The sequence below is a fragment of the Methanococcus voltae genome, assembly GCF_017875395.1.
Taxonomy (GTDB): domain Archaea; phylum AGJL01; class Methanococci; order Methanococcales; family Methanococcaceae; genus Methanococcus; species Methanococcus voltae_C.
Map to the genome: position 1 here is coordinate 73,166 of NZ_JAGGMO010000005.1, position 17,475 is coordinate 90,640.

Consider the following 17,475-nt stretch of genomic DNA (forward strand, 5'->3'; position numbering starts at 1 on the left):
GAATATTTTTAAAGTATATATGTTGATGTTATTCGTATGTATGCATATCATATGTGCATATTTGGGTATTATAGTTACTTGTAAATAAAGATGCCACCGCTAACATCTTTGGATAAATTGATAAATTTGATAAATAGGTAATTATAAGTTATTTAATATAATATTCGGCATATTTTAAGTTATTTTAATTAATGTATAATATTATCAATATAAGCTAAATCTAATGTAATATTTAGTGATGAAATTTTATGATAAAATCATAAATACAAATAAATTAGCAATAGTATTGTACCGCATTCTAATATAAAACAAAATACGAGCATAAAATATAAAATATAAATTAAAAGATTATAAGCATAATTTATAATTTATATTAGGCTCGCAAATATTGTTGTATACCATATAATGCTTGAAACGTATTAATTTCAATTTTGTATTTGAAACGTATTTGAAATTTTTTAATATGTATATATTAGAGTTAATTTAGAGTTGTATTTTGAAATATTCAATATTTTTTTGTATTTATTGACTTATCGTATTACACAGAGTTTCAGGTTATTCCGTGTAACTTAAGTTATTTAAATTATTTTAGGAAATATTTTATAAATCCTTTGAATTTACTAAATTTTTGAATATATTCGGATATCTAGGTGATTAACATACACGTCGTTAGGCTCGGATATGTTGTTAATTTAGACATTTAATATAGACTATGCAATTTAAACTTAAATCTCGGAGATTTAACCCAAAATTGACGGCTTATTTAGTAAAATTTACTGACTCTATGTTAATTTTAAAAGGTGTCCGCAAGCATAACGAGTCAGTTATACTGCATCATCCAGATTTCAAAGCTAACATACATTCATTTGAAAGTTTTTATTTTTTAGGTTTTAATTTTAGTTTTAAGTTTTAAGTTTTAGATTCTATTTCTAATCGTGTAAGGTATTATACTCATTGTATTAAAATCTTTCTGTGTTTTTTAATTATTTTTCCATAATTTACAGTTATTTTTTAAAAATATTCAAATAATTCAATCTTTTGATTAATTAATTAATAAATTAATTGTAATTCTCCAGTTATTCAAATATTATTTGTTTATTTGTAAATTAAACTAACTAATGGTCATTTAGTTATTATGTTCGATTACATTTTCCAAAAAATTAATGTATTGATATTAAGTTCTTACAAAGCTCTTTTTAAGTTCTTACAATTAGGCATATTTAGTGTAAAATTACATTTCGCAATTATACTAATTTTGTAATTTCTCCAGTAACGATGTCTATAATAAGACCTTCAACTTCTACGTCTTTAGGAATTGCAGGGTGGTTTTTAACTAACTCTACGCCTCTTTTAACGTTTTCTTCTTCATCATCCATTTTACCTATCCAAGCATCGAAGTCTGTTGTAAAGTATGGATTTGCGCCTCTTTTTATCATTTCGTTCTTTATTTCTTCAGTATCTGCTCCTGCCATTCCACAGTCGGTGTGACCAACTATAGCTATTTTTTCAGCACCTAGGCAGTATATCGCAACCACTAATGACCTTAAAGCGTCTTCTGTTATGATATTTCCTGCATTTTTGATAACTTTTGCGTCACCTCTTTCGAGGCCCATTTTTTCGTTTAAAAAGTTTACAAGTCTTGTATCCATACAAGTTACTACTGCTAATTTCTTTTTTGGTCTGGCTTCTGCTCCGATAGTTTCACCTTTACTGCTCATTTTTATATAGAATTGTTTAATAACAATAAAAAAAACTTGAAAAAATTGAAAATATAATATGTTCTAAAATTATGAGATTTTGTTTAAACTATATATTAGAGAGGTTAATTTAATGCTTAATATAATTCTGCAAAAAGCAGTGATAATAGGGTTATTTGGTCTATTTATCTGTATTAGACTTATAAACGTTAGACTTATATCTACTTAGGCCATTGTGGCTTATTGGCAATGGATTATGGCTTAACTAATCCAATACCGTATATTTTAGGCTTCCACAATTTTGGAATACCTATGAACCCAAATAAATAATAATGTTTGGCTACAACGCCGTATAATTCAACAGTGTCGCCTTTTTTAATATGTTCGGGGATGGGGGCTATTAAATTGGCGTATATTTCACCGGAATCATCTTTTAATCGTATAGTTGGTTTTGCAGATACCCCGTAGATAACTTTATCCAGGGTTCCAACCAACTTAACTTTTTCATTTACTTTATCCTTAGTAATTTCTGAAATTTTATATTCTTTTGTCGAACCGATATATTGTGGCAGTAAATCGTTTGACAAATTTCTATTCATTTTAGAAACTTTTAGAGGAATTAATGTTAAACCCAAGATGAATGGAATACATACTACGAATAACCAGGGATTATTTGACTGTATAGTTGCCCATACAGAAAATGCTGTCCATATTATTAACGAAGCTGTGGCTGAGGGTGTAGTTTTAGCGTGATATAATATCTCTTTAAAGCTTAATCCCGTTTTTATATTCATAGTTTCACCTTAGGTTTTAAAATTAATAATTTAGTTAGCATTAATTATTAATTTAAATATAATTTAAATTTGGCGCATTATGCTATTACTATATTTTATCATTATTTGATATTAGTGATTAATACAAATTAACAAATTCATATTGATTGGATTGTTACATTTTACAAAAAATGTAAATTTAAATAGATTTTACAGTTCGTCGTAAAATCTTTTGGATATATCGAGAATATACTTTAATTTGGGAATATTTTGGGAATATTGTTTTATTGGAATATATGTTTAGATTTACTAATTAAATACTGTAATTATTTAATTTTTTGTTTTTAAACAAATGTGCATTAGTTTAAAATTATTATATACGTTTATTATCTAATAAATAATAAATAAGCTATTAATAAGCTAGTAATAAGCTATTAATTTACTAAATTGATAATTTATTAATATTTGGGGATATATTAATAAATTTTAAATTATTTAATAAATTAAATTTTTTTGCTGTATGCGTAGTGGTAAACCATAGATACAAAGATAACTGCACCTATAATGTTACCGATGGTTACTGGAATAATATTCCAAATCCACCAGTCAGCTACTGTAACACCAGCTCCTAACATCATACCAGCAGGTATGAAGTACATGTTAGCCACACAGTGCTCAAATCCAGTAGCAACGAAGGCCATGATTGGGAACCATATCATAATAACTTTACCGAGGATACTTGTAGCAGCCATTGAACCAATAACAGCTAAGTTAACTAACCAGTTACAGCCAATACCTTTAAGTAATGCTGCTAACCAGCCCATACCGCCTGCAGCCATGTAAGGTAAAACCTTAGCTTCAGCGGTTGCGATAGCGCTCTGACCGAATGCGTTAACTGTGGCAGCACCTGTTGATTTATCGAATGATTGTAATGGTCCGTATGCCATTAAGAAAGCATATAATAATGAACCAATAAGGTTACCAAGATAAACAAAAATCCATACTTTCATCAATTTTGAGAATGATGTTTTCTTTTGGAACATAGCAACTGGCAAGAGCATCATGTCTCCTGTAACTAATTCCATACCGGTTATGATAATTAAAACCAAACCCACAGGGAACACAGCTGCAGCCATGAATTTACCGAATCCTGCACCCATTGCTGCACCGATACCGGTACCTACAACGGTAGCAAGTCCACCACCCATAGCGATGTACGCTCCACCCATGATACCTCTTAAAAGAAGTTGGTCAATTGATAAATTACCTTTTGTTTGTCCTGCATTTCCTGCAATGTCAACCATTTTGTCAGGCGGGTTCATGTCAACCATAATATTACCTCCAAATATAATAATATTATCTTTAGTTCAAATAATAACTATTTTAATATCTTTTTAATATTTCATTAATATTTAATTAATATTTAATTAAATATTTGATAGATATTTAACAATTAAGTAACATTTTAACATTATTTTCTATATTAGATATATTTTATATTCAATATTCAATATTTAGGTATTAAATATTTGAACAAATTATCTGATACTGAATCTTTGAACAGGTTATTCGTTCAACATTACCCTTCACAATTTATTTCATTTGTGGTCTTGTGGTCTTGTTGGGTACTATCCTCACATATGTAAGTATAAATATAAATAGGTATCAGTTCAGTTCATATCAAAAACGTTATATAGTAGTTTTTTAAGCTTTCTACCTCGTAATTGCTTTACATTGCAATATTGGAATTGTTAATATAATGTAGTTAACTATTGAATAAATTAATCTAGAGATTATTCAATTATAAGTCAATTTATATGACGTATACTGATTACAATTCTGAATAGTTAAGCAATTAGATAATCAAATGAGGTATTTAAAAATATTAATAATCTATGTATTTTTACAAGCTTTTGATTAAAAATAATAAAAGTAAAAATAATATAATTGTAATATAATGTATTTACGTGAGGCTAAAAATTAATTAAAATTTTTATTTAATATTATTTAATATTATTTAATATTATTTAATTTTAGCTAACTTTATTTACTTATATATTATAGGTATTTACTTATTTACTTATTTATCTAATTATGTATTATTTTATATTTATTTTATATTTATTTTATATTTCGGGTTTTTTGGATTATCCCATTACAAATTGTCCTTCGTCTGCTTTCACAGCTGTTCCATACCCCAATAATTCTCCATCTGTATATACCAATGTAAATCCTATTAATGCAAAGCCACCTTCTTTAGCTTTTACAAGCGTTTCTAAAGCTTGTACAATTTCATCGACGTTTGCATTTTTTGAAGTAGCAGAAACTATGCCTAATGTGTATAGCTCCACCCCTGGAATTTGGTTGGCAGTAGTTATTATAAATGTATCTTCAAAAACCATTTTTACACCTTTGCTATATATACAGTACCCCTAAGACCATATAATATTTTTTTAAAAGATTGTATATATAACTTTCCATATGGTTTAATATACAGTATATATTTAAAATTTTAAAATTATGGCAAAATAAGCTACTTTAAAGTAAATTAGGTTAAAATAATCAAAATAACTAAAAATAATTAAAAACTAATTAAAAAATGATAAAAAATAATAGAAAAATAAATAATAACATAATAAATATGTAATTAATAACTAGATAATATTTTAATTACCTAATATCAATTTTTCATCACCCAATGGAACATAGTTATTATTTTCAAATTCAATAAATTGTTCCCATTTTTCTTTACAACAATCATATTGACCATTTTCGTAATCTAAAAGCTCTATATCCTGGGTTATTGTGAAATCTCCCAAAATTTCTTTAATTTTTGAGTTACATTCACAATCCAATATATTATGAGCACCTCTTTTTGAAGGTATACCTGAAGTATCGCACATTACCAAAGCATTAGGATTTGCTTGTTTTACTTCTTTTACAATTTTTAAGAGGCTTAATAAATATGGTGGTCTATATTGATTCTTCTTCCATAACATTTCGATTATGGTGCCTTTATGGATTGAAGCAGGGCAGAATGAAATTCTACTACTTCCTAATTCAATACATTTATTTGCAGATGCTATTGCATCGTTTATTGCATCTTGCTCGGTTATGAAAGGCGGTTTTATTAAAATATAGCACTTCATACCTACGTCGTACGTTTTAGCTACATTAAACGCATTTATAATTGTTTCATTTGAAACTCCTTTGTGTATTGCAATATTTCTTATTTGCTCGTTAAAGGATTCGATACCGACTCCGATTTCGATGTTTATGTCTTTAAGGTTATCCCTAATAAATTTCATATTTTCATCGTTTATGAATTCAGCACGTGATTCAATTGCCACTTCTTTTATATTGTAGCCCATTTCTCTCAATTCATAAATTTTACTAAAGATGTATTTTTGAGCATCCTTTGTAATCTCGAACTCATCTAAAAAGCTTCCTGACGTAAACATCTTAATTGAAAAGCCTTTTTTGAATTTTTTGTTAAGTGTTTTTATATTTTCAGCTTTTTCTTCGTCAGTTGCATCTTCTTTTATATTTAAATTTCTTTCGAGTGCCTTTGTAAATTGGTTTATGATATTTTCAGTAGATATATCAACAGGCGAAGCATCCATTAAGTAACTGCACATTGTACAGCCTCCGCTTACATATGCCCACTTACAACCTTTTGTTCGCAAAATAATTGTAAAACTGTTACCCATTGTTTGGTCTACAAATATATCGTCTTGTATCCAAGTAGCAATAGCCCTATCAGGGTCTATTTCTTTTCTTTTCCTTAATTGTCTTGCCCTGTTTTCTTTTAAAAATTTTTCCATTTCTTCCATATCAATAAATTTGGTCATCATTTTACCCTTTAATATTTAGTTTTATTTTTATTATTTTATTATTTTATAATTATACTTTATAATTATACTTTATAATTATACTTTATAATTATACTTTATAATTATATTTTAATTAAAGTCTTAAATATCCCATATTATAATAAACAACGCTTCCGTCAGCATCTACAATTGCAACTATGAGTTGTTTCTTAACCGAATGAGCTACCCTAACAAAACCTGTCATTTCGGATAATTCGCAAGGCATTTCTTCAGTGAAAACCTTCACAAGATATTTAGAGTGTATCTCGTCAATATTGTTCCTTTCATAAAGTCTGAAATCTGAACCGTATTTTAAACCAGTTCTAACTGTATATCCCCTTGTTCTCAAATCTTTGTATACGAGGTATTTTGAACATAATTTCGGGTTTATTTCATTTACTATTTCGAATAGTTCCTCAAAATCAATTGTAGTGTAACCTTCTCTTTTATTTCCTTTAGCTACTACTATCCATTCCTTATATGTAAGATATAGACCCTCTACTAGTGACAATGATAAAAAATTATCGTGTAATTCCCCGTATCTTTTTTCGTTTAACCTTGAAATTGCATTCCTATCATGTACCAATATCCTATCATCCACTAATTTTGCCGATGAGGTTTTTTTAACCTTTTTTCTTGCCATATTATCACGTGTTTTATTATTCGGTAATATATTCTATAATATATAATATCGTGTTATTTTAGTAAATATCAGAATTGTAAAATTATTTAAAGTATGAAACTGTATTATTATTCTAAATTAGTATTATATAGTATATATTCTTAGTTATTATTGAAATTTAATCCTTTGATTTTATTTATATAATGGAATATAAAACTAAAAATAAATTAAAAATTATCATGAAGGCTATATTATGAAAGTTTTAGTAATAGGTACTGGTGCAGCAGGCTTAACAACTGCATCTACAATAAGAAAATACAATTCAGACATTGAAATAACCGTATTAACACAGGAAAACTATATTGCATACTCCCCTTGTGCAATCCCGTACGTTATAGGTAAGGAAATCAAAGATTTTAAAACAATAGTTATGCACGAGCCCGCAGATTATGCGAAGAAAAACGTGGAAATTCTCATCAACTCCGAAGTAGTTGATATTAAAGCTGATGAAAAAACAGTTTTATACAAAAAAGCAAGTGAAAATTCCGAAGAAGAAACTAATGAAATAAAGGAAATAAAATATGACAAATTAGTTCTTGCAACCGGTGGAACTCCATTTATACCACCTATTGAAGGTGTAAACTCCAAAGGTGTATTTAAAGTAAGAACTATCCAAGATGGAATGGACATTCAAAACTACATCAATGAAAACGGTGTTAAAAAAGTAGTTGTAGCTGGAGCGGGTGCTATTGGTATGGAAATGGCATACTGTTTAAAAGAAATTGGCATTGATGTATCTGTTATCGAAATGGTACCTCAAATATTCCCAAGAGCTTTAGACCCAGATATGGCGAAAATTGTTCAAGACTACCTCGAAGAAGAAAATGCTTCTGAAGATGCTAAATTAAACATTATACTTGAAAAACCTGTTGGAAAAATAGTAGCAGATGACGATGGCGCTGTTTGCGGTGTTATGGTTGGCGAAGAAACCCTTGAAGCTAAAATGGTTATTATGTCAACTGGCGTAAGGTCAAATATTGCACTTGCACAAAAAGCAGGTTGTAAAATTGGCAAATGGGCAGTTTTAACAAATGAAATCATGGAAACAAGTGTTAACGATATATACGCAGTGGGTGACTGTGTTGAAGTAGTAGACGCTATTACAGGAGAACAAACACTTTCACCATTTGGAACTACCGCAGTTAGACAAGCGAAAGTAGTTGGTAAAAACATCGCAGAATTAGAAAATGCACCGGTTTCAAAACCTGTTTTAAATAGTAATGTGACCAAAATAGGTAAATTAGAAATTGCAGGAACCGGTATGTCAGAAATTGGGGCCGGTATGAACAACATTGAGGTAATTACCACAATTACCAAATCAGCATCTAGAGCAAGATACTACCCTGGCGGAAAACCAATCTACATTAAATTAATCGTTAAAAAAGATGATAACAGGGTTATTGGTTGCCAAGCAATTGGTGAAGAGCGTGTTACCGAAAGAATCGACGCAATGTCCATTGCTATAAGTAAAGGTGTTACTGTTGAAGAATTGGCAAATATGGAATTTTCATACGCTCCGCCAGTATCAATGGTTGTAGACCCGTTATTCTTAGCAGCGGAAAACACAGTTGAAAAAATTAAAAAAGAAAATTAATAAATTAATTTAACAAGTTAATAAGCTATTAATTTTAACTTACTGATTTTAACTTATTAATTTTATAATTTTATAATTTTATAGTTTTTTTATTGAACTAAAAAGAAAAAAAGAGTATATTATTCTTTATTTTAATTTATTTTTAGTAGTTTATTATTATTATTATTATTATTATTATTATTATTATTCTATTTATTATTCTATTTATTATTCTATTTATTATTCTATTTATTATTCTATTTTATTACTTTTTATATTGTTATTTATTTTTTATCATGTACGGCTTCCCTAACTGTTTTAGCAATGTTTGAAGAGTGGTCTGAAATTCTTTCAAGGTAGCTTATAACATCTAAGAATACAATTCCTGCCTTAGGACTGCATTGTTTAGCTTTAAGTCTTTTAATGTGTTTTTTACGGTATGCTTTTTCTAATTTATCCACTTCGTTTTCTAAATAGATAACTTCATCGATTACTTCCAAACTTGTAGATTTGTAAGCATCCATAGTCCTTGAATAGGTTGAATCTATCATTCCATACATTTCATTTAAATCTTTGAGCGCTTCTTCGCTGAATGAAAGATTTTCCTCGATCATGTATTCAGCTTTTTCTGCGATTTCTTCTGCAATATCGCCTATTCTTTCTAAATCAGTAACTGTGCTTGTAAGAACTGAAATTTTAGCGTGTTGTTCATCAGATAAACTTTTATTTGATAATTCTATTAAATTTACCGTTAATTCATGCGCCATTAAGTCAATTAATTTTTCCTTTCTCTTTACTTTTTCAACTAATTTCATATCTTTATTTAATAAGGCATCCATTGAATAGTCAATACTCTTACCTACTGTTTTACCCATCCTTAAAACTTCCTTAGAGATTAAAAGTAACCCGATAGAAGGTGTTTCTTCAACGATACGTTTGTCCACATACTTCATAGGCTTCATTTCCCTTTCATCTTCCTGAATAGGCAATATCTTTTCAGCAACGTATACGAAATATCCTGCGAAAGGTAATAGCAAGAGCGTGTTTGCAACGTTAAACAAGGTGTGAGCGTTTGCAATTTGTCTTTGGATATCAGTAGTGCTTAAACTTTGTATAAAACCTATTATTGGAGTTACGTAGATTAAAATCATAAATATGGAGGTACCAATTACGTTGAACAACAAGTGCATAATTGCTGCCCTTTTAGCGTTTCTACTTGCCCCAATACTTGAAAGAATTGCTGTAACACATGTACCAATGTTTTGACCAAATATAATAGGGAATGCAACTTCTAAGGACATACCACCTGAAGCAGCGACTGCTAAAAGCAAACCTGTTGTTGCGCTACTGCTTTGAAGAATTACTGTTATAATAAAACCTACAAAAATACCCAAGAATGGATTTTCTAAGTTCATTAACATTTCTTCGAATATAGGTGTTCCAGCCAAAGGCTTTAAAACCGCTGACATCATTGCCATACCTAAAAACAATATACCAAAACCAATTAAAACTTCAGCAGTGTCTAAGTGTTTCCTCTTTTTAGATGCGAGGTATAAAGCAACCCCTGAAGCTACGATTAATGGTGCTATGTGTGTCAACTTGAAAGCTACCAATTGAGCGGTTACTGTAGTACCTATGTTAGCACCCATAATAACTCCGATAGCTTGGTAGAGACTCATTAAAGACGCGTTAACAAAACCAACAACCATAACTGTGGTGGCACTACTACTCTGTATAATCATAGTAACTACAGCACCCACTAAAACGCCCATATACTTATTTTTTGTAAGTACTTCTATCATTTTTTTAAGTCGGTCTCCTGCGACCTTTTGAAGACCTGTACCCATTAAAGTCATGCCGTAAAGAAATAAGGCAAGACCTCCGACAACTCCTGCTACAGTTTCAAACAAAACGGTTTCATACATGATTGACTACCTCGAGGTATCAAATTTAGATTTTTTATTATATTGCAAATTATTGGACATATTTATATTTTTTAATATATTTCGAATATTGATTATCGATTATCGAGTATCATTATTTTTAATATTTAAACCATTATTAAAATCCTAATTAAAATCATAATTTAAAATCTCATATATATTAGATATATTTATCAATTATGTTTCTCATTTCCTTAGATGAATTGATGACATCTTCCGAATTTAAAATTGCAGAAATTACCGCAAGTCCTTGAACATTGCAATTAAGCACATCTTCACAATTTTGATGATTGATGCCCCCAATTGCTACGATAGGTAACTTAACAGCCTTAGAAATGTTTCTTAAACCATCTACGCCCAAATATCGCGCATCTAATTTGGTATTTGTTGAATAAACAGCTCCAACACCTAAATAATCGGCACCTGCATTTATACCATAATTAGCTTCGGCAATGTTATATGCAGAAGAACCGACAATCAAGTTTGGTGCTATCTCTTTTACATGTTCCACTGGCATATCATCCATACCAACGTGAACGCCGTCGGCATTAGATGCTATAGCAATGTCTAATCTATCATTTACAAAAAAGAGCGCATCGTAATCCGTAGTTAATTTTCTTAAACTCTTGGCAGTATCTAAAAAATATCTGGTAGATACATTTTTTAGTCGTAATTGTATTGATGTAGCCCCGCCTTCCAATGCCTGTTTAACTTGGTCTACTTCGCTACCAAAACGGCTATCCGTTATTATATATAATTTCAATTTGTCACTAAAGCTCATAGTTTGCACTCTATTGTCGTATATATTTACTACGTACAATTATGCACTATTTGATCATGTTTTTATCATGTGCCATAATTTATACTGTTTTTAATAATTTATTTTAAACCTTATTTTATTTATAGTTATTTTAGATGATTAAAAATCATAAAGATAGAATTGTAATTCCTAAAATATGAAATTAATTACTCTTTTAAGATAAATAGTATTTTAAATATATATAATTTACTGTAAGTTACTATCCCAATTAGTAAATAGGCTAAATATTATTAAATATTACCAAATTAAACTAAAAAAAATTAAAAAAACTAAAAGATAAATTAAAAATAATTTATAAATTTGTTAATATATTTGTTAGTATTATTCTATATTATTATATGTATGATTGAATATCACTATAGATTGTATATTTTAGTATATATTTAGCATATATATTGTTATATTAGTTGTTTAAATGTTATAGTGTTCAATTTTCATACCATCTTTTAAAACATTTTTATTCATTAAATAAAGCCAGTCATACATTTTTACACTGAAACTACCTGGGTATGGTGCTTCTAAAACTGCTTTTTCAGCACATAATCCGTAGGTGGATAATGCAGAAGCTACAGCTTTTGGGGTTCTCTCAACTGCAGAGAATGCACCTATAACGCAAGTACTTGCACAACCTGTGCCTGTAACTTTACTTAACATCTCATGACCGTTTTTAATTGCAAAATACTCATTATCTGCTTTATTTGCAACATAATCAACTTTTCCCGTAACTGCTACGGTTGTGTTGAACTCTTTTGAGGCATTTAAACAAGTTTCAAGTGCTTCTTTAGAACAACATTCTGCACTATCTACGCCTCTTGTTTTACCGTGTTCACCCAAAAGTGCGGTTACTTCTCCAAAATTACCCCTAAGAGTTGTAATATTTCCGATGTCCAATAATTCAAGAGCTAAATTAGTTCTTAATTTTGTAGCTCCAGCACCCACGGGGTCAAGAGTTATCGGTTTATCCAATTCAGTAGCTATTTTTACAGCTTTTTTCATTGATGGAATCCAGTATTCGTCGAGTGTACCAATGTTAATAACTAAACTACTTGCTATTGCAACCATTTCGTCTAATTCATCTTTTGCGTGTGCCATAACTGGGGAAGCACCTAATGCAAGTAATGCGTTAGCGGTAGAATTCATAACCACGTAGTTTGTAATACTTTGAACCAATGGGTTCATTTCCCTTACTTTTCCCAAATATTCGTAATAATTTAAACTCATAATTATCCCTTTTTATTTTTCTATGTTTCATGTTTAATTTTTTATTTTAATTGTTATATTATTTTTATTTTAATAATCATTTGTTTTTTAGATATCATATTATTTATATATTTTCTATCTATCATTATTATTAATTACAAATTAATTATTTGATACGATAAAATATAATCTCATAATTTTACTTTGTAAAGCAACATTCCGACGTAAATTATATATACTTGTATCGGAAATATATTTCCGATAGAGATAAGTATTATAAGTACTAACTAATCATTACAAAAAACAAAAATACAAGATATGCTACGGGAGGCAAAATATGACTTCACTTGAAATGGCTTTAGAATACATAAAAATCAACAACGTGAAATTTTTAAGATTCCAATTTGTTGATATACACGGTGAACCTAAAAATATCGCATACCCTGTAAAATTAGGAACAGCAGATGGCGAAGAAGAATTAATGGGTGTTTTAGAAAACGGTCTTTTCTTCGACGGTTCTTCAATTGCTGGATTTGTTGAAATTGAAGACTCCGATATGGTTTTAAAACCAGACTTATCAACATTGTCAGTTTTACCATGGAGACCGTCTGAAAAATCAGTTGCAAGAATAATCTGTGACGTATACAAGAAAAACGGAAAACCATTCGAAGGAGACCCAAGAGGTTGCTTAAAAAGAGTTTTAGCAGAATTCAAGGAAGAATTCAAAGGGGAATACTTTGTAGGTCCTGAACCAGAATTCTTTATCTTGAAAAACCAAGACGGTAAATGGGTACCTGGAGACGATGCAGGATACTTCGAATTAGAACCATTAGATGAAGGAAATGATTTAAGAAGAAATATTGTATTTGCATTAGAAAACTTAGGTTTCCACGTTGAAGCTTCACACCACGAAGTAGCACCAGGTCAGCACGAAGTTGACTTTAAATACGACAACGCAGTTAAAACTGCTGATAGTGTGATAACCTTTAAAACAACAATTAAAACACTCGCAAAACAGAGCGGTGTACTTGCTACATTCATGCCTAAACCATTCTATGGTATGAGCGGAAGCGGTATGCACTGTAACCAAAGTATATGGTTAGATGGAAAACCATCATTTTACGATGAAAACAACGCTCACCAATTAAGCGATATCTGTTTAAGCTACATCGGTGGTATCTTAGAACACACCAACGCACTTGTATCAATTACAAACCCAACCGTAAACTCATACAAGAGATTAGTGCCAGGATACGAAGCACCCGTAAACGTTGCATGGGCAAACAGCAACAGAAGTGCTATCATTAGAGTTCCTGCAGCAAGAGGAAAAGGTACAAGAGTTGAATTTAGAGCTCCTGACCCAGCATGTAACCCATACTTAGCATTCACTGTTATGTTAGCAGCAGGTCTTGATGGTGTAAGAAGAAAATTAATTGCACCAGAACCAGTTGAAAAGAACATCTTTGCAATGTCAGAAGCAGATAAAAGAGAAGCAAACATCGGATCAGTTCCTTCAAACTTATACGATGCTATCGAAGAATTAAAACAAAACAAAGTACTTAAAAAAGCACTCGGTGACCACATCTTCAATCAATTTATTGAAATTAAAACAAAAGAATGTGACGCATACAGAACAGCTGTTACTGATTGGGAATTTAACAAATACGTAAGAATTTAAGGTTTATATCTTATTTCTTTTTTATTTCTTTTTTTATTATTTGATTAGTTTATAGTTAATTTATTGATAATTCATAATTATTTTACAGTTGTTTCAAATTAAAATAATAATTATAAAATTATATATACTATTTTTCACTATTTTGATTTAATAAATAATTCAATTAAAAATTAATTTAATATCTTTAAGATATATTTGTTTTATTATTTTCAATATATGTTTATAATTACGATTAAGTATTATTAAATTAGGATTATGATTAAATGGTTAATTTACCAATTACAATAAAATATTATGGTGTAATAATGGCAAAATTTATAATGGTTGCAGGAACAGCCTCAAATAGTGGTAAAACAGTTATGGTTTCCGGTATTTGTAGAATGCTAGCTAATAAAGGATATAAAGTAGCTCCTTTTAAATCTCAAAATATGAGTTTAAATTCAAGAGTTAGCGTAGAAGATGGAGAAATAGCAGTAGCTCAATATACGCAGTCTGTTGCAGCAAAAGTTGAACCTTCAACACATTTTAACCCAGTACTTTTAAAACCGAAAGGCAATTTCATTTCGCAGGTTATAATTCAGGGTAAACCGTACAAAAACCTAGATTATAATGAATATAGGAAAGAAAAAAACTACTGCATTGAAAAAATAAAGGAAAGTCTTGATTATTTAGATAAAAATTATGATTATGTAATAATGGAAGGCGCTGGTAGCTGTTGTGAAATTAACCTATTAGACGATGATATAGCGAACTTAAGGGTTGCTGAAATAGCAAATGCAGACGTACTTTTAGTTTCCGATATTGACAGGGGCGGTGTGTTTGCATCACTCTATGGTACGGTTGAACTTTTACCTGAAAACTGGAGAAAGTTAATAAAAGGCTTCATAATAAATAAGTTTAGAGGAAATGCGGACGTTTTAATCGATGGGTTCAAAAAAATAACTGAATTAACAAATATTGACGTTGCGGGACTTATACCATATGATGAAAGTTTAATACTTCCTGAAGAAGATAGTCAAGCCCTACAGGCCAAAAAAGTATTTGGAAATATGACTAGCCCCATTGAAATAAACGTAATGAAATTCTCCAAAATAGCTAACTTTACAGACGTGGATGCCCTTTCAACCGATGCTAGGATTAAATTTATTGATTTTAATGAGGATATAACAGGAGACATGTTAATCTTACCTGGAACTCGTTGTTCTACATTAGAAATGGATAAATTAAAAATTAGTGGCATGGATAAAAAAATAAAGGAATATATCGATAACGGCGGTATTGTATTAGGCATTTGTGGCGGTTATCAGATGATGGGTAACAAATTAATTGATGAAGATAAAATAGAATCAGAAATCGGTACAATTGAAGGTTTGGGACTCTTTGATATTATTACCGAATTTAAAAAGGAAAATAAAAAAGTAATTAAAAATTCAAAAGGCACTTTGTACCTAAACGGCTCTGAAAACTCCGAAGAAAATGGTATAAACGATACTTCAAAATTTGAAGTAACAGGCTACGAATTACACGAAGGAATAACGCAAGTTAATGAATTCAGTAGTCTTGAAGAGTGCGAATTAATAAGATTAAAAGAAGGCTTTGGAAATAATGGCAAAGGATTTGATGGTATGGTTAAATCAGATGGTAAATCATTATTAATAGGCACTTACTTACATGGAATATTAGATAATAAGGAATTTAAGGATTATTTATTAAATTTAATAATTAAAAGAAATAGCTATAACTATGAATTGTCAAAAAAATCTGCAAATGAGATATTTGACGAAAATTTGGATAGATTAGCGAAAATAATTGAAAATAGCATAAATTATGATTTTGAAGGAAATAAAAAATAAAATATAATACATTAGAATGATAAACTAAAAAATAATAAAAAATAAAAAAATAATAATAATAAAAAATAAAATAAATATGTAAATTAGGGATAATATGGACAATATTGACAATACGAATACTAAAAAGAAAAACGTAGAGTTGTTATCTCCTGCGAGGGACTTATCGGGACTAATAACTGCATATAATAACGGAGCAGATGCCATTTATTGTGGTTTAAAAGAACTTAGTATGCGTGCAACCACAAAAAACTTTGAAAGAGACGAACTTGTACAAGGTGTTAAAATTGCACAAGAAAGCGACAAAAAAGTTTATTTGTGTACAAATACAGTTTTATACGAAAATGATTTACAAAAAGCACTTGAAATATTAGATTTTGCAAAATCTGCAGAAGTTAACGCCGTTATAGTAAGCGATTTAGGACTTATGCAAGAAGCTAAAGAAATGGGACTTGAAGTACACGTTAGTGTACAGAATAACATAACAAATTCCCTTTCTGCAAAATTCTTCTCAAAATTTGCCGATAGGGTTGTCCTATCAAGAGAATTAAGTTTAAACCAAATAAAAGAAATAAAAAACAATTTAAACGCTCAAAAAGTTAATTTGGAACTTGAAGGTTTCGTGCACGGTGCTTTATGTGTTGCTATGAGTGGTAGATGCTTTTTAAGCTCTTATTTATTCAACAGGCACGCTAACTGTGGCGATTGTTTACAACCTTGCCGTAGAAGTTGGAAATTAGTAAATGAACATTCGGACGGTACCCATGAATTAGTCTGTGAAGGTAAATACTTATTATCACCCAAAGATTTATGCACCATTGAACACGTGCCAGAGCTTATGGACGTCTTTGACTGCTTCAAAATCGAAGGTAGGGCTAAAAACCTTGATTATGTAATGAAAACTACTAAAATTTATAGGGAAGCTATTGATTCTACTTATGACGGCACTTATTTGGAGAAAATCCCTTATTTCATGAAAGAACTTCAAAAAATTTATAACCGGGAATATGATACAGGATTCTATTTCAGAGATACCTGTAATGCAGTTCATGATTTACAGTATGAAATAGAGGGTAATGCCTCACCATACCGAAAAATTGAAGCCGGAAAAGTTGTAAATTACTATAAAAAAGTTGGAGTAGCTGAAATTAGTTTAATGAACGACATTGAAAACGGTGACGAGCTAATAATAACTGGTGAAACCACAGGCTGTGTAGAACAGGTTGTTAATTCTATGCAGATTGATGGAAAAATTGTAGAAAAAGCTTTAAAAGGTCAAAACGTGGGTTTAAAAATAGATAACCTAGTAAGAGAAAACGATAGAGTTTTTTTATTGAAAAAAGAAGATAATAAAGATATTTAAATTTCCTTATTATTTTTATATTCT

The 17,475-nt window shown here is 29.8% G+C and carries 13 protein-coding genes; 4 read left to right on the forward strand and 9 right to left on the reverse strand.

All coding sequences use genetic code 11. The annotated features are described in order from the left end of the window. Positions 1-1,244 precede the first annotated feature (1,244 nt). From J2127_RS06265 to endA, 6 genes are all read right to left on the reverse strand, one after another. On the reverse strand, positions 1,245-1,718 hold the full coding sequence (locus J2127_RS06265) for a beta-class carbonic anhydrase (protein WP_245326491.1): 474 nt from the start codon (positions 1,716-1,718) through the stop codon (positions 1,245-1,247). A 233-nt stretch (positions 1,719-1,951) separates the two neighbouring features. Next, positions 1,952-2,491 (reverse strand): hypothetical protein, encoded by a 540-nt coding sequence (locus J2127_RS06270; protein WP_209732715.1) that lies wholly within the window; start codon positions 2,489-2,491, stop codon positions 1,952-1,954. Between the two features lie 482 nt (positions 2,492-2,973). Further along, positions 2,974-3,801 carry a formate/nitrite transporter family protein gene (locus J2127_RS06275; protein ID WP_209732716.1) on the reverse strand — a complete coding sequence of 276 codons (828 nt, stop codon included), beginning with the start codon at positions 3,799-3,801 and terminating at the stop codon, positions 2,974-2,976. Positions 3,802-4,617: 816 nt separating this feature from the next. Then, entirely contained in the window at positions 4,618-4,872 is a 255-nt protein-coding gene (locus J2127_RS06280) for a selenium-binding protein (protein ID WP_209732717.1), read from the reverse strand. A 264-nt stretch (positions 4,873-5,136) separates the two neighbouring features. Further along, positions 5,137-6,321 carry an archaeosine biosynthesis radical SAM protein RaSEA gene (locus tag J2127_RS06285; RefSeq protein WP_209732718.1) on the reverse strand — a complete coding sequence of 395 codons (1,185 nt, stop codon included), beginning with the start codon at positions 6,319-6,321 and terminating at the stop codon, positions 5,137-5,139. Between the two features lie 115 nt (positions 6,322-6,436). After that, positions 6,437-6,985 carry a tRNA-intron lyase gene (endA, locus tag J2127_RS06290; protein ID WP_209732719.1) on the reverse strand — a complete coding sequence of 183 codons (549 nt, stop codon included), beginning with the start codon at positions 6,983-6,985 and terminating at the stop codon, positions 6,437-6,439. A 232-nt stretch (positions 6,986-7,217) separates the two neighbouring features. On the opposite strand from endA, the gene J2127_RS06295 reads away from it, so the two are divergent. Next, complete coding sequence (locus tag J2127_RS06295; RefSeq protein WP_209732720.1) at positions 7,218-8,618, forward strand: NAD(P)/FAD-dependent oxidoreductase; 1,401 nt, start codon at positions 7,218-7,220, stop codon at positions 8,616-8,618. Positions 8,619-8,881: 263 nt separating this feature from the next. Here the strand turns inward: J2127_RS06295 and J2127_RS06300 are convergent, their stop codons facing one another. The 3 genes from J2127_RS06300 to thiM all read right to left on the reverse strand — a co-directional run bounded on the left by J2127_RS06300 (position 8,882) and on the right by thiM (position 12,581). Further along, on the reverse strand, positions 8,882-10,522 hold the full coding sequence (locus tag J2127_RS06300; protein WP_209732721.1) for a Na/Pi cotransporter family protein: 1,641 nt from the start codon (positions 10,520-10,522) through the stop codon (positions 8,882-8,884). Positions 10,523-10,700: 178 nt separating this feature from the next. Further along, complete coding sequence (gene thiE, locus J2127_RS06305) at positions 10,701-11,321, reverse strand: thiamine phosphate synthase (protein ID WP_209732722.1); 621 nt, start codon at positions 11,319-11,321, stop codon at positions 10,701-10,703. A 450-nt stretch (positions 11,322-11,771) separates the two neighbouring features. Next, positions 11,772-12,581 carry a hydroxyethylthiazole kinase gene (gene thiM / locus J2127_RS06310; protein WP_209732723.1) on the reverse strand — a complete coding sequence of 270 codons (810 nt, stop codon included), beginning with the start codon at positions 12,579-12,581 and terminating at the stop codon, positions 11,772-11,774. A 316-nt stretch (positions 12,582-12,897) separates the two neighbouring features. Here thiM and glnA point away from each other — a divergent pair, with 316 nt between their 5' ends. The 3 genes from glnA to J2127_RS06325 all read left to right on the forward strand — a co-directional run bounded on the left by glnA (position 12,898) and on the right by J2127_RS06325 (position 17,451). Next, entirely contained in the window at positions 12,898-14,238 is a 1,341-nt protein-coding gene (glnA, locus tag J2127_RS06315; RefSeq protein ID WP_209732724.1) for a type I glutamate--ammonia ligase, read from the forward strand. Positions 14,239-14,543: 305 nt separating this feature from the next. Further along, complete coding sequence (gene cobQ, locus J2127_RS06320; RefSeq protein WP_209732725.1) at positions 14,544-16,091, forward strand: cobyric acid synthase CobQ; 1,548 nt, start codon at positions 14,544-14,546, stop codon at positions 16,089-16,091. Positions 16,092-16,185: 94 nt separating this feature from the next. Next, positions 16,186-17,451, forward strand: coding sequence for a peptidase U32 family protein (locus tag J2127_RS06325; RefSeq protein ID WP_209732726.1), 1,266 nt, complete (start codon positions 16,186-16,188; stop codon positions 17,449-17,451). The last annotated feature ends 24 nt before the right edge of the window (positions 17,452-17,475 follow it).

What these genes read in the sequence shown, in the direction of transcription:
- J2127_RS06265 (WP_245326491.1), bottom strand. Translation starts at nt 1,718, where the DNA reads ATGAGCAGTAAAGGTGAAACTATCGGAGCAGAAGCCAGACCAAAAAAG.
- J2127_RS06270 (WP_209732715.1), bottom strand. Translation starts at nt 2,491, where the DNA reads ATGAATATAAAAACGGGATTAAGCTTTAAAGAGATATTATATCACGCT.
- J2127_RS06275 (WP_209732716.1), bottom strand. Translation starts at nt 3,801, where the DNA reads ATGGTTGACATGAACCCGCCTGACAAAATGGTTGACATTGCAGGAAAT.
- J2127_RS06280 (WP_209732717.1), bottom strand. Translation starts at nt 4,872, where the DNA reads ATGGTTTTTGAAGATACATTTATAATAACTACTGCCAACCAAATTCCA.
- J2127_RS06285 (WP_209732718.1), bottom strand. Translation starts at nt 6,321, where the DNA reads ATGACCAAATTTATTGATATGGAAGAAATGGAAAAATTTTTAAAAGAA.
- endA (WP_209732719.1), bottom strand. Translation starts at nt 6,985, where the DNA reads ATGGCAAGAAAAAAGGTTAAAAAAACCTCATCGGCAAAATTAGTGGAT.
- J2127_RS06295 (WP_209732720.1), top strand. Translation starts at nt 7,218, where the DNA reads ATGAAAGTTTTAGTAATAGGTACTGGTGCAGCAGGCTTAACAACTGCA.
- J2127_RS06300 (WP_209732721.1), bottom strand. Translation starts at nt 10,522, where the DNA reads ATGTATGAAACCGTTTTGTTTGAAACTGTAGCAGGAGTTGTCGGAGGT.
- thiE (WP_209732722.1), bottom strand. Translation starts at nt 11,321, where the DNA reads ATGAGCTTTAGTGACAAATTGAAATTATATATAATAACGGATAGCCGT.
- thiM (WP_209732723.1), bottom strand. Translation starts at nt 12,581, where the DNA reads ATGAGTTTAAATTATTACGAATATTTGGGAAAAGTAAGGGAAATGAAC.
- glnA (WP_209732724.1), top strand. Translation starts at nt 12,898, where the DNA reads ATGACTTCACTTGAAATGGCTTTAGAATACATAAAAATCAACAACGTG.
- cobQ (WP_209732725.1), top strand. Translation starts at nt 14,544, where the DNA reads ATGGCAAAATTTATAATGGTTGCAGGAACAGCCTCAAATAGTGGTAAA.
- J2127_RS06325 (WP_209732726.1), top strand. Translation starts at nt 16,186, where the DNA reads ATGGACAATATTGACAATACGAATACTAAAAAGAAAAACGTAGAGTTG.